General features: G+C 65.1%; 3 protein-coding genes. All 3 read left to right on the forward strand.

Features of this window, described 5'->3' with window-relative positions:
- Positions 1-143: 143 nt before the first annotated feature.
- Entirely contained in the window at positions 144-7,412 is a 7,269-nt protein-coding gene (locus QQL64_RS05910; RefSeq protein ID WP_284396926.1) for a polyketide synthase, read from the forward strand.
- The gene (locus tag QQL64_RS05915; RefSeq protein WP_284396928.1) at positions 7,409-13,876 is read left to right on the forward strand and encodes a non-ribosomal peptide synthetase; all 6,468 of its coding nucleotides are present in this window, start codon (positions 7,409-7,411) and stop codon (positions 13,874-13,876) included. Before QQL64_RS05910 ends, QQL64_RS05915 begins: the two co-directional genes overlap by 4 nt.
- A 281-nt stretch (positions 13,877-14,157) precedes the next feature.
- Positions 14,158-15,309: a glycosyltransferase family 2 protein gene (locus QQL64_RS05920; protein ID WP_284396930.1), complete on the forward strand. Its 1,152-nt coding sequence runs from the start codon at positions 14,158-14,160 to the stop codon at positions 15,307-15,309.
- Positions 15,310-15,318: the final 9 nt, after the last annotated feature.

Consider the following 15,318-nt stretch of genomic DNA (forward strand, 5'->3'; position numbering starts at 1 on the left):
CCGGATTGACGGGACGGACGACGACGCTATCAGGGGTGCTCGTTTCCTCCAAAACGGCTAAGGGAAGCCGTGGATTCGTACGCGCGAATGTCGCTGCGGTAACGCAGCGGCACTCGCCGATTCAATGGAATGGGGAGAGTACGTTGAGCGCAAATCACACCTCAACTTCGAGTGCCGAGGGCATGCGCCTGCTCGAAGTGCTGCCGCATCGGGCGCGTGCACAGTCGCATGGCTGGCACCGTCGCAGCTATGCGCTGGACACCACCCTTGCCTCCGCATTGGCCGGATTGGCAGCGTCGTCATCGCATGTTCTTTGCGCTGCATTGGGCCTAGTCGAAGCGCATCTCACCGGCGTCGATGCAGTGGCGTTGACGCTGCAGGATGCCGCAGGCACCAGGCAAGCCACGGTAGAGGTCGCTTCTGAAGGCACGCCTGCAAGCTGGATCGACACGTGTTCCGATGCGCTGATCCACTGCAACGACGCTCCGCAGCCGAGCGCATGGTGCGCGCACGACAGAGGCGCCAGACCCGTTAAACCGACACATGCCGCATCGATCTGGCATCTGCACTGCGCTGGCGACTCACGACTTGAAGTGGCATTCGACGCGCCGCTCGACGCAGACGACGTCGACCTGCTCGCCCATTGCGTGCTGCGCGCACTAGCAGCGCTGGTAGTCCTGCCTGGTGAATCGCTCGACGCATTCAGTCTTATCGACGACAACGAGCGACTGCAGTTGCTGGTGGGGTGGAACGCCACTGCGATACCGCGCCGACAAGCGGATACGGTGCACGGCCTGTTCCATGCCATCGCTACCGCGCATCCGGACGCCATCGCCGTCAGCATGGGCAGCGCTAGTTTGAGTTATGCCGGGCTCGATCGGCGCGCGAATACGATCGCAACGCACCTGCGCGAAGCAGGCGTTACGGCTGGCGCGATCGTTGGCGTGATGCAGGCGCGTTCGATCGACACCATCGCCGCGATCCTCGGCGTGCTCAAAGCCGGCGCGGCTTACCTGCCGCTTGATGCCACGCACCCCACGGAACGTCTTGCATTTGCGTTGAACGACGCGGGTGCCAGCGTCGTGCTGGGCCACTTCACGGACTGCATACCGGCGTTGCCGGCATCGGTTGCACGCCTCGCTTACGACGACATGCGGGACACCTCGCATGCCGGCCAGGATGAAAGCGCACTACGCGCGATTGACGGCGACGCGCTTGCCTATGTGATGTACACGTCCGGTTCGACCGGAACGCCGAAAGGCGTAGCAATTCGTCATCGTTCGATCATCCGCCTCGTCTGCGGCGTCGATTACGTCGGACTGAGACCGGAGACGCGCATGCTGCACGCCGCGCCGCTGGGCTTCGACGCATCGACGCTGGAGATTTGGGGGCCCCTGCTCAACGGCGGCCGCGTCGTCATCCACGACGAACCGGTGCCGACCGGCGCCGGTCTTGCACGCACCATCGCCGACCAGGGCGTTACCACTGCGTGGCTCACCGCGGCGCTGTTCAACGCCGTGGTCGACGAGAACCCGCTCCAACTCGGCGGTCTGCGCGAATTGTTCACCGGCGGCGAAGCCTTGTCGGTCGAGCACGTGCGACGCGCGCTCGCTGCGTTGCCCGACACCACGATCAGCAATGGCTATGGTCCCACCGAGTGCACGACGTTTACCTGTACGTGGCGCATCCCCCGCGACCTCGACGCCGATGCGCTATCGATTCCGATTGGACGTCCGATCGCCGATACCTGCGTGTACGTGCTCAACCCGCGACGCCAACCCGTGCCCGTCGGCGTGATCGGCGAGTTGTACATCGGCGGCGCTGGTGTGGCGCGCGGTTATCTGCAGCGTCCGGAGCTGGATGCCGAACGCTTCGTCGACAATCCATTCGGCGCGCCGGGCGAACGCCTCTACCGCAGCGGCGACCTGGTGCGTTACAGGCCGGACGGCGCCATCGAATTTGTCGGCCGCGTCGACTCGCAAGTGAAGATCCGCGGTTTCCGCATCGAACTTGGCGAGATCGAGGCAGCATTGCAACGTCACCCCTCGGTGCGCGCTTGCGCCGTACTCGCGCGTGCGGATCGACCCGGCGACAAGCGCCTCGTGGCCTACTACGTCGCCGCATCGCCTGTCGGCGCACCCACGTTGCGCGCCCATCTGGCGACGATCCTGCCCGAATTCATGGTTCCGGCGAGTTATCTGCAGCTCGATGCGTTACCGGTGACCGCCAACGGCAAACTCGATCGCCGCGCCCTGCCCGCACCGGATCGCAGCCGGCCGGAGCTCGCCGTGGCATATGCGCCGCCGACCAATCCGTTGGAGCAACAGATTTGCGATGCAATGGCGCACCTGCTCGATCTCGAACAAGTGGGTCGCGACGACAACTTCTTTGCGCTGGGCGGCGATTCGCTGCGCGCGCTGCGCCTGATCGAGCAAATCCGCAGCCAGGGCCTCGGCCTTATCGCTGCAGTCACACTGTTCCGCGACCCGACGCCCGCCACGCTGGCGCGCGCACTTAGCGGCGACGAACGACCGTCGATCGAGCCGAGCCGCATCGCACGCAGTCGCCACGATCACGACGAACCGATCGCGATCGTGGCGATGTCAGGACGCTTTCCAGGCGCTGCCGACGTCGAGGGGTTCTGGCGCAATCTGTGTGAAGGACGCGAGTCGATTACACGCTTCGAACTCAGCGACCTCGATCCCAGCATTCCCGCCGCGTTGCGCAACGATCCCGCTTACGTGCCTGCGCGTGGCGTGATCGACGATGTCGAACTGTTCGACGCCGCGTTCTTCGGTATCAGTCCGCGCGAGGCGGAGCTGATGGATCCGCAACAGCGGCTGTTCCTGGAGCTGTGCTGGGAATGCCTGGAGCGCGCCGGTCATGCAGCCGATGCACAGAGCAGCCCGGTCGGCGTGTTCGGCGGCATGTACAACGCCAGCTACTTCCAGCATCACGTGAGTGCACATCCCGATCGGGTGGACATGATCGGCGCATTCCAAGTGATGCTGGACAACGAGAAGGATTACATCGCGCCGCGCGTCGCACACAAACTCAACCTCACCGGACCCACGGTGAGCGTGCACACCGCCTGCTCCACGTCGCTGGTCGCGATCTGCCAGGCGATGCTGAGCCTGCGCGGCGGCCAATGCGACATGGCGTTGGCAGGTGGCGTGGCAGTGACCTGCCCTCCACGCAGCGGCTATCTGTTTCAGGACGGCGCGATGTTGTCGCCGGACGGGCACACGCGGACGTTCGACGCCGATGCCAAGGGCACGGTGTTCAGCGACGGCGCTGCGGTGGTGCTGCTCAAACGACTGTCCGATGCGCAGGCCGACGGCAATACGATCTACGCGTTGATCCGCGGCGGCGCCGTCAACAACGACGGCGGCGTCAGGGCGAACTTCATGTCGCCGACCAGCGCAGGACAGGCTGCCGTGATTGCGATGGCGCATGCCGATGCGGGAGTCGATGCGCGCAGCATCTCCTACGTGGAAGCGCACGGCACGGCGACGCCGATCGGCGATCCGATCGAACTCGAAGGTCTTACCCACGCCTTCCGTCGCAGCACCCACGATGTGGGTTTCTGCCGCATCGGTTCGCTGAAAAGCAATGTCGGCCATCTGGTGATCGCCGCCGGCGCCGCGGGCGTCATCAAGACGGCGTTGTCGCTTGCGGAACGCCAGCTGCCACCGAGCCTGCATTTCCGCGCGCCCAATCCGGTCATCGACTTCGCCAGTTCGCCGTTCGTGGTCAACGACCGCCTGTGCGAATGGCAGGCCGAGGGGACGCGGCGCGCAGGCGTCAGTTCGTTCGGCGTAGGCGGCACCAACGCACACATCGTGATGGAAGAAGCGCCGGCGCCACCGGCATCGGAGCCCGCTGTCGGGCCGCAAACGCTGATTCTTTCGGCACGCACGGCAAGTGCGCTTGGCGCCATGGCCACGCGTCTTGCCGATCATCTTGGCGCGCAGCCGGAACTCAATCTTGCCGATGTCGTCTGGACGCTGGCGATCGGGCGAAAGACGTTTGCGCATCGCCTTGCCGTGGTCGCCGATGACGCGCGTACTGCCATGACGCAACTCACCAATGCGCAGACAACCGCCGCCATCGCGCGCAGCCGGCCGGCGCAAGCCAGCGACGTGGTATTCCTGTTCCCCGGCCAGGGCGCTCAATATGCCGGCATGGGGCGCGACCTCTACGCGAGCGAACCCGCGTTCCGCGCCGCATTCGACGCCTGCGCCGACTTGCTGCGTGCGGAGTTGGGTTTCGACCTGCGCGAGTTGGTGTTTACCGGCGATGCCGAAGCTTTGCTGCCCACAGCCGTGATGCAGCCGGCCACCTTTGCGATCGAATACGCGCTGGCGCAACTGTGGATGAGCTTCGGGCTCGTGCCCGCGGCGATGATCGGACACAGCGTCGGTGAATTCGTTGCAGCCACGCTGGCCGGCGTGTTTGAGCTGCGCGACGCATTGCACCTCGTTGCACGTCGCGGTGCGCTGATGCAGCAATTGCCTGGAGGCAGCATGCTATCAGTGCGTCTGCCGCTGGCAACCTTGCAGACGCGCTTGCCGGACGACGTGCAGCTGGCCGCGGAAAACGCGCCCAATGCCTGTGTCGTCGCCGGTCCACATGAAGCGATCGCACGCTTCCAGGCGGCGCTGGAAGCGGAAGACGTCGCGTGTCGCGCATTGAAAACCTCGCATGCATTCCACTCGGCGATGATGGAGCCGGCGCTCGCGCCGTTCCGCGCCGAGGTTGCCAACGTGGCGCGTGCCGAGCCGAAGCTTCCGCTGGTATCGACAGCAACCGGTGACTGGCTGACCGCCGAGCAAGCGGTTTCCACCGACTACTGGGTGGACCACCTGCGCCGGCCGGTGCGATTTGCGGTCGCGCTCGGGCACGCACTTCCTGCGCCGTCGCGCGTACTGCTCGAAGTGGGGCCACGCGGCAGCCTCACTGCACTGGCACGTCAGCAGCTCGGTACGCAGCACAGTCACGTCGTCGCCGTGTCGTCGCTCGCCGATGCACCGGCATCGGAGTGTTCCACGTTTGCGCTCGCCGTCGGTCAGCTGTGGTGCCACGGCGTCGCGATCGATCCGGCGCGCTTCGATCGGCGCCAACGTCGCCGGCGCGTGCGACTGCCGACGTATCCATTCGAACGCCAGCGCTGCTGGGTCGAGGCCGCGCCTGCCGGCGCCGCCCTGCCCGCTCCCGCTGAAATAACTGAGACGGTGGCGGCTGCCACGTGCACCGAGGAGACAAGTATGTCCATTGCCCAAGCACCCCGCGCCGATCGGCACACGCGCCTGATCGCCCAGCTCAAGAGCATCTTCGAGGACGTGGCAGGCGTCGACCTGGTCGATGCCGACGTGCATGCCAACTTTATCGAGCTCGGCCTCGACAGCCTGATGCTGACCCAGCTTGCGCTGCACCTGTCCAAGGTGTTTCCGGTCGCGATCACGTTCCGCCAATTGATGGTCGACGATGCCAGCCTCGACCGGCTCGCCGCCATGCTCGATGCGCACATGCCGCCCGAGGCGCCACCCGTGGCCGCACCTGCGCCGGTAGTGGCGGCGTCCGTTGCGCCGTTGTCAAACTCGCCGTTGCCAACGGCACCGGCAGCTGTCATCGGGAATGTCGTCATGGGGGACGCTGTCATGGGAAACGATTATGTGCGGCAGGTGATCGAGCAGCAGATGCAACTGATGTCGCAGCAATTGACATTGCTCGCCGGCGGAGTCGCTGCGCCGCAGCCGCAGCCGCAGCCCCTGCCCTCACCGGCCATGGCTGTCGCTGCGCCGACGCCAGCCAAACCTGCCGAAGCGGTTAGCGACGAAGAAGCTGCGCTCGCCCATACCCGTTACGACGTCAAGAAGGCATTCGGTGCGATTGCGCGCATCGACACGGCCGCCCGGTTCGAACTCTCGCCGCACCAGCAAGCCAGGCTCGACAGTTTCATTCAGCGCTACGTCGCCCGCACACGCAAATCGAAGGACTACACGCAAGCAGAGCGTCCGCACATGGCCGATCCGCGCGTGGTCAACGGCTTCCGTCCGCTGCTCAAGGAGATCACCTATCAGCTAGTGGTGGGGCGTTCCAAAGGTGCGCATCTGTGGGATCTGGATGGCAACGAATACGTCGACGCACTGAATGGTTTCGGCATGAGTCTGTTCGGCTGGCAGCCGGACTTTGTGCTCGAAGCGGTGCGGCGCCAGCTTGACCTTGGCTACGAGATCGGCCCGCAGCATCCACTTTCCGGAGAGGTGGCGCGGTTGGTCTGCGAACTGACGGGACACGATCGCGCGGCGTTATGCAACACCGGCTCGGAAGCCGTGCTCGGCGCCTTGCGCATTGCGCGCACCGTCACTGGACGCAGCACTGTGGTGCTGTTCACCGGCGCCTATCACGGCATCATCGATGAAATGCTGGTTCGCGGCACCAAGAAGCTGCGTGCTGTGCCCGCCGCGCCGGGCATTTTGCGCAACACGGCGGAGAACGTGTTGGTGCTCGACTACGGCACGCCGGAGTCGCTGGAGATCATCCGCTCCCGCGCGAACGAACTGGCCGCCGTGTTGATCGAGCCGGTGCAAAGTCGTCGCCCGGATTTCCAGCCCGTGGATTTCCTCAAGGACGTGCGCAAGATCACCACCGAGTCCGGTGCGCTATGCATCTTCGACGAGATCGTTACAGGCTTCCGCACGCATCCAGGCGGCACGCAGGCGTTGTTCGGCATCAAGGCCGACGTTGCCACGTACGGCAAGGTGGTCGGCGGCGGTTATCCGATCGGCGTGATCGCAGGTAAGCGCGAGTACATGGACGCGCTCGATGGCGGCGCCTGGCAGTACGGCGACGACTCGGTACCGACGGTAGGCGTCACCTACTTCGCCGGTACCTTCGTACGCCACCCGCTCGCGCTCGCGGCCGCCAAAGCGTCGCTTGAGTACATGAAAGCACAAGGCCCCACGCTGCAGGAGCGACTCAGCGCACGCACTTCAGCGCTGGCCGACGAACTCAATGCATTCTGCCGCGAGGCAGGCGCGCCGATCGCGATCAAGCAATTCGGTTCCGTGTGGAAAACCCAGTTCCTCGAGGATCACCCGCTGCAAGATCTGCTGTTCGCGATGATCCGCAGCCGCGGCGTGCACATTCTCGACAACTTCCCCTGCTTCATGACGACGGCGCACAGCGAAGCCGACGTGCAACGCATCGCACAGGCTTACAAGGAATCGGTGAGCGAACTGCTGGAAAGCGAATTCATGCCGCGCCACGCCGCCACTGTGCGCACCGTGATGGAAGCGAGCCACCCGCCCGTGCCAGGCGCGCGGCTGGGACGCGAACCGGATGGACGCCCGTGCTGGTTCGTGCCGAACCCGGAGCAACCCGGTAAATATATGAAGGTGAGCGCATGAGTACGGACACATCACAGCGGCCGGTGCTGACGGCCGTCGATTACGATCCCTTTGCCACCGCTGCGCTGACCCGCGTAGTGCCCAGCACCGAGCCGCAGCGCGAGATCTGGTTGGCGGCCAGCATCAGTCCCGAGGCATCGCTGGCCTATAACGAATCGGTATCGTTGCGTTTCAACGGCATGCTGAACAGCGATGCCCTGCGGGCCGCCGTGCAGGAGCTGGTCGATCGCCACGATGCATTGCGCGCAAGCTTCGGCCCGGAGGGTGACACGTTCTGCGTCAACGAACAGTTGACGCTCGAATTGCCTTTGCGCGATCTCTCCGCGGACGATGCCGCAGCCCGCACCAGCGCGCTCGCCAACTGTTTGCGTGAAGCAGTGGAAACACCGTTCGTACTCGAGCAGGCTCCCCTGTTTCGAGCCGAGCTATTGCGTCTGGCCAGCGACGATCACGTGCTTGTACTCACCGCGCACCATCTGGTCTGCGACGGCTGGTCATGGTGGGTGCTGGTGCACGAACTGTCTTCGCTGTACGCCGCGCGCACCGGCGAATCGGTGCGACCGTTGCCGACGCCCGAATCGTTCGCCGACTATGCACTGGCCCAAGCCAGCCAGGGCGATCAGCGCGCCTTCGCCACGGATGAAGCGTATTGGCTGTCCCGCTACGCCGACAGTATCCCGGTGCTGGACTTGCCGACCGATCGCAGTCGTCCGGCGCAACGCACATTCGCTTCCAAGCGCGAGGACCATGTTTTCGACACGGCGCTGCTAGATGCCATCAAAGGCATGGGCGCGCGACGCGGCGTCAGCCTGTTCGCCACGCTGTTGGGTAGCTTCGCCACGCTCATGACCCGGCTGTCCGGTCAGCATGAAGCGGTGATCGGCATTCCCACGGCGGCACAAGCGAGCACCGGTGACGGACAGCTGGTCGGCCATTGCGTGAGCTTGCTGCCTTTGCGCTGCGCAGCGGATCCCGCCGCGCCATTCGCGCAGTTGCTCAAAGATACCCAGGCCACGCTGCTGGAAGCGCTGGAGCACCAGCACTACACCTTCGGCAGTCTGCTGAAACGACTGGGCGTCCGACGCGAGCCGAGCCGCCTGCCGCTGGTCAGCGTGCTGTTCAACATCGACCAGGCGCTGGATCACGAAGCAGCGGCATTTCAGGGCGCACACCTTACGTTCGCGAGCAATCCGCGCCACTACGAGAACTTCGAACTGTCGGTCAACGCAGTGCAGGAGCACGGCCAGCTTCGATTGGAATGCCAGTACAACAGCGACCTGTTCGATGCGGCCACGGTACGCCGCTGGTTGCAGGCCTACGAAACCCTGCTGCGCGCTGCCGTCGCACAAACGGACGCCGCACTCGGCGAACTGCCCTTGGTCGACGAAGCCGGCCGACGTGAACTGGCAGGGTGGCAACCTGCCCCCACGCCGTTCGACGTAGATCGTCGCGCGCACGAGTTCTTCGAAGCGCAATGCGATCGCGCACCCGAGCGCACCGCCGTCCGCGCCGGCGACAGCACGCTCACTTATGCGCAACTGGACGAACGCGCGAATCGCATCGCGCGCTTGTTGCGCAGCCGCGGCGTACGCAGCGGCGCGCTGGTCGGCATTGCGCTGGAGCGCGGTATCGACATGCTCGCCGCGTTGCTTGGCGTACTCAAGACGGGTGCCGGCTATGTGCCGCTCGACCCGGCTTTTCCGGAAGAACGGCTCGCTTTCATGGTGAGCGACGCGAGTCTGGCGGCCTTGGTCACTGAGCAAGCGCACGCCGCCCGCTTCGATCTGCGCGGACGCCCGGTGCTGGCGCTCGACCAGCTCGTCGCGGAACTGGCAGCGCAACCGGCGACGCGCCTTGCCACCGACACCGATGCCGTCGCGCCCGACGCGGTGGCTTACGTGATCTACACATCCGGCTCGACCGGGCGCCCCAAGGGCGTGCAGGTACCGCATCGAGCGACCGCGAACTTTCTCACCACGACGCAGCGCGAGCCAGGCATGCGTGCCGACGACCGCTTGGTCGCGGTGACGACGCTTTCGTTCGACATCGCCTTCATGGAATTGATGCTGCCGCTGGCCGTAGGCGCCGAAGTGATCGTGGCGAGTCGGGAACAAGTGCGCGATGGCGTGCTACTCCGCAAGCTGGTCGAAACCAGCGGCGCCACCTACTTGCAGGCCACGCCTGCCGGGTGGCGGCTGTTGCTCGATGCGGGCTGGCAGGGACATCCGGGTTTTCGCGCCGTCAGCGGCGGCGAACCTTTGTCGCTGGCGTTGGCCGAGGCATTGCTCGCGCGTTGCGGTGAAGTCTGGAACGGTTATGGCCCCACCGAGGCGACGGTGTACGCGACGTTCTGGCGGGTCGAGAACCCGCGCGCCGGCATCGTGATCGGCCGCCCGGTGGCGAACACCACCGTGTGGGTGCTCGATCCGCAGCGTCAGCTGTGCCCGGCGGGTGTGCCTGGCGAATTGTGGATCGGCGGCGCCGGCGTTGCGCTCGGATATCTCAATCGACCGGAGTTGAGCGCCGAACGCTTCGTCCGCGATCCCTATGCCGATGCGTCACACGCACGGTTATATCGCACCGGCGACCGTGGCCGCTGGCTCGCTAACGGCACGCTGGAACACCAGGGACGTCTGGACTTCCAGGTGAAGTTGCGCGGCTTCCGCATCGAACCCGGCGAAATCGAAGCGAACCTGGCCGCAAAACCGGAAGTAGCACACGCCGTGGTCATCGTGCGCGAAGACCGGCCCGGCGACGCGCGCCTGGTGGCCTATCTGGTCGCGCGCGCCGGCATGACGGTGGACGAGACAGGCTTGCGCGTGCACTTGCGCCAGGTGCTGCCGGAATACATGGTGCCGCAGCATTTCATCGTGCTCGATGCCATGCCCTTGCTGCCCAACGGCAAGATCGGCCGCGCGCGGCTGCCCGCGCCCGCCGATGCGTTGCCACAGCAAGACGCTGCCGCAGTGCACACCGCGCCACGCGACGAACTGGAACGTCAGGTAAGCGACGCGATGGCAGTGGTGCTCGGCGCCGCCGGCCTAGGAGTCGACGACAACTTCTTCGATCGTGGCGGTCATTCGCTGCTCGCGGCCCAGCTCACCGCGCGGCTCAATCGCGAGCTTAGCCTCAACCTGCCCTTGGCCGCGCTGTTCGAAGCGCCGACCGTCGCACAACTCGCGGAACGCATTCGTGGCGTGCAAGCCACCGACACACAGCGTCCACTGCCGAAGATTGCGCGCCTGCCCGATCGTCAGCGAGCACCCTTGTCCATCTTGCAACAGCGCATGCTTTACCTCGAGCAAATGCGCGGTGAGCGTACCGCCTACAACACTCCCTCGGCACATCGCTTGCGCGGCCCGATGAACGAGCAGTTGTTCGAGCGTGCCTTGCAGGACGTGGTGCGGCGTCAGGCGGTGTTGCGCACATCCATCGAAACCGAAGGCGACGAACCGCAACAGCGCATCCACGATACCGTCGACGTGACGCTGCTGCCGGTCGAAGATCTTTCCGCCATCCCGGCCGAAACACGCGAAGCCGAACTCAAACGCCGGCTCGAACAGTTGATCGACGAGCCGTTCGACTTGTCGCGCGCTCCCCTCTTTCGTACGCGGCTGTTCCGGCTGGGTGCGGAAGAGCATGTGTTTTTCTTTGTCACCCATCACATCATCTGGGACGGCTGGTCGTTCGACCTGCTGTATCAGGAGATGTCGGACACCTACGCCGCACTGCTGAATGGCGAGACCGCGCCGCGACCCGAGCTGGACGTGCAATACGGCGACTTCGCGGCATGGCATCGCGCGTGGCTGCGTGACGACGAGTTGAACCGGCGTCTAGTGTTCTGGAAACAGCATCTGCAGGGCGAGATCGAGCCGCTGGAACTGCCGACGGATCATCCGCGCCCGCTGCGCATGTCCGGCAACGGTGCCACCGAATGGCTGCAACTACCCAACGCCACCGCCGATGCCATCCATGCGCTCGGCAAGCAGGCCGAGGCGACGCCGTTCATGGTGCTGCTTGCGATCTACTTCGTGTTCCTGCATCGCCAGACCGGGCAGCACGACATCATCGTCGGCACGCCGGTGCGCGGCCGCGAAGTGCCCGAGCTCGAGCCGGTGATGGGTTATTTCGTCAACGCCTTGCCGTTGCGCATGAAGGTGGATCCCACCCTGTCCTTTGTGAATTTCCTGCGCCAGTTGCGTGCCAGCGTGGTCGCTGCCTTTTCCTATCCCGAAGTGCCGTTCGACCAACTGGTGCAGGAACTGCACCTACCGCGCGACGCCAGCCGGCCGCCGTTGTACCAGGCGATGTTTTCCTTCCAGGACGTACGCGGTCGCAACCGCACCTGGGGCCAGTTGCGCCACGAACGCCTGCCGGTGTTCCAGCATGGCGCAGCGGACGATATCGGCGTGTGGTTCGTCGAACACGGTCTGGGGATGTCTGGCGGCCTCACCTACAACACCGACATTTTCGATGCGTCGACCGCGGCGCGCCTGCGCGAGCGCTACCTCGCTCTGCTGTCGGCGGCGCTGCAGGATCCGCAACAGCCCGTCGCGCAATTGGCGCTGCTACCAGCGGCCGAGCTTGAGCTGCTCAACCGCTGGAACGCCACCGAGGTTGCCGGCATCGCCGACGGTTGCGTGCATGCCCTGGTCGAGGCGCAAACGCGACGCACGCCGGACCGCGTGGCGCTGCGCTGCGACGAACAAACCCTCAGCTACGCCCAACTCGACGCCTACGCCAACCGCATCGCTCATGCGCTGCGCGCACAGGGCATCGGTCGAGGTGCGCTGGTCGGCATCGCGCTCGACCGCGGCTTCGGCCTGGTCGCAGCCGTACTCGGTGCGCTGAAAGCCGGCGCCGGGTATGTGCCGCTCGATCCGGCCTTCCCACGCGACCGGCTCACCTTGATGGTCGAGGACGCAGACATCGGCGTGCTGATCACCGAACACCGTTTCGCCGACCGTTTCGTCATCGGTCAGCGTGCCGTGCTGTGGCTGGACGAATCCGCTTCGCTCGATGCGCTGCCTGCCTCACCGCTCGCGCCGGATACGCAGAGCGCGACGCCGACATCGGTGGCCTACGTGATCTACACCTCCGGTTCGACCGGACGTCCGAAAGGCGTGGCGATTCCGCACCGCGCCGTGCGCAACTTCCTCGCGAGCATGTGCGAACGACCGGGATTGCGCGAGGACGACCGGCTGGTCTCGGTAACCACCTTGTCGTTCGACATCGCGGTGCTCGAGCTGTTCGGGCCGCTCGGCATCGGTGCCGAAGTCGTGCTGGCACGGCGCGAGGAAGTGATGGATGGCGAATCGCTGATGGGGCTGCTCGCATCGAGCAAGGCCACCGTGATGCAGGCGACACCGGCCACCTGGCGTGTGCTGCTGAAGGCGGGTTGGCAAGGCTCGCCCGGCTTCCGGGCGCTGTGCGGCGGCGAGGCGCTGGCGCTGGACCTGGCCGTCGAACTTTGCGCACGCTGCGCCGAGGTATGGAACATGTATGGCCCCACCGAGACGACGGTGTGGTCGACCTGCTGGCAGGTGGAACATCCGGAACGCGGTCTTTCGATCGGCACGCCGATCGCCAACACCACGGTGTGGATCCTCGATGCGCAAGGCCAACGTTGCCCGATCGGCGTGCCCGGCGAGATCTGGATCGGCGGCGACGGCGTCGCGCTCGGTTACCTTCATCGGCCCGAACTCACGGCCGAGCGTTTCGTTGACGATCCGTTTGCGTCGACGCCGGGTGCGCGGATGTATCGCACCGGTGACCGCGGCCGCTGGCTTGCCAACGGCACGCTCGAACATCTCGGCCGCCTGGACTTCCAGATCAAGCTGCGCGGTTTCCGCATCGAACCCAGCGAGATCGAAATGGTGGCACGCGTGGAGCCTGCGGTGAGCGATTGCGTCGCCGTGACTTGGGATGTCACGCCGCAGGATCGACGTCTTGTCCTGTATGCCGTGTCCATGGAATCCGAAGACACCCTGTTCCCGCGCTTGCGTGCCCAGCTGTCGGCGCAATTGCCGGGTTACATGCAGCCGCAGCACCTGGTGCTTCTGCCTGCGCTGCCGCAAACGCCCAACGGTAAAGTCGATCGTAAGGCGTTGCCGCCGCCGGTGGTCAAGATAGCGCCCGCTACCGACGCACGTTCCCGCGGTCCGGTGCCGCCGCCCATCGACGATCCGCGACAGCGCTATCTGGCCGGCATCTGGTGCGAGCTCATCGGTGTGCAGGACGTGCGTCCGGCGGACAACTTCTTCGATGCCGGTGGTCATTCGCTCTTGGCGATCGACATGGCAGCGCGCGTGCGTCGGGAAACCGGTGTGCGTCTGAACCTGCTCAGCATCGCCACCGGTACGCTCGCCACGCTTGCCAGCGAATTGCCGGAGAGCATCGCTGACAAGCCTGCGCGACCGACTACGTTGGGCGGCCGTCTGCGCCGTTTGTTCGAACCACGCTGAGATAAGAGCCTGTCCTCATCGTTCGCGTGGCCCGCGCCGGGATCTGTTTGCACGCAAGACCAGGAAGAACGAGTGAAGTGTATGCCGATACATGAGCGAGTGATGACGCAGGATTGCGGGCAAACAGACCCGGCCCTTCGGGTTGTCGCTGAGTGGCCGCCATGCGGCAGCGCGCGGCTTGGCCTGACAGCCAGTCAGGCGCTGCGCCACGCACTACCACCTGACGGCCACTCAGCGACAACGCGGGCTACGCGAACGATGAGGACAGGCTCCGAGCAGCCATGGCAGGCCTTCAGCATATGATGACCACAGTGGCGCAACTCGCGTTCTGGATCAGCGCGCTGCTGCTGCTGCATGCGTTTGCCGGATACCCGGCATGCATGGTGTGGATCGCACGCCGGCGCCCGCGCCCGGTGCGCAAGCAGCCGGTTACACCAACGGTGACGGTGGTGATCGCCATCTATGACGGCGCTGCGCATATTCGCGACAAGTTGGCGAGTCTGCGCGCACTGGATTATCCCGCCGATCGCATCGAGATCGTCATTGCCTGCGACGGGTGTCGCGACACGAGCGCCGAATTGTGCCGGTGGCTGGACGATCCAGGCGTGCGCGTGCTCGAGTTCGACGAACGTCGCGGCAAGGCGGCCTGCCTGAATGACGCTATCGCCGTGGCCGAAGGCGAGATCTTGCTGATGACCGATGTGCGACAGCGACTGGATGTGCACGCATTGCGCGAACTCGTGGCCAACTTCGCCGACCCCGAGGTGGGCGCGGTCAGCGGCGAGCTTCGCTTCGAGGATCCGCAAACCGGCTTCGCGCGCGGGGTGGACACGTATTGGCGCTACGAAACACTGATCCGCCACGCCGAAAGCCGTTCCGGCTCCACCATCGGCGTAAGCGGTGCTCTTTATGCGATGCGCCGTGCTTTATTCCTGCCGTTGCCGCTGGGCACCGTGCTCGACGACGTCCTGATTCCGATGCGTGTCGCGAAAGCTGGGAAGCGCGTAATTTTCGAACCGCTGGCAGTGGCGTGGGATCGCCTTTCGCTGCATCCGGCCGAGGAGCGCCGGCGCAAGATCCGCACGCTCGCCGGCAATTTTCAGTTGATGCAGCTGGCGCCGTGGCTGCTCGCGCCCTGGCGCAATCCGCTGTGGTTCCGTTTCGTCAGTCACAAGGCATTGCGTCTGCTTGCACCGTGGCTGTTGGCGCTATTTATGCTTGCCATCATCGTGCTGGCGTCGCGTCACGCGTTTTATGCGTTCGCGCTGTGCGCGTTGTTCGGTGGCGCCTTGCTTGTTGCGCTGACGCGCATGTTGCGCATGGGTGAACGCTGGCTGCCGGTGCGTGCTGCCGTGGCGTTCTTTTATCTCAATCTGTTTGCCGCACAAGCGCTCGTTGCCTTCGCCCGTAACCGGAGATTGCATCTGTGGTAACTGGAAAAG

Origin of the sequence: Dyella lipolytica (assembly GCF_030160075.1) — a bacterium.
GTDB lineage: Bacteria > Pseudomonadota > Gammaproteobacteria > Xanthomonadales > Rhodanobacteraceae > Dyella_B > Dyella_B lipolytica.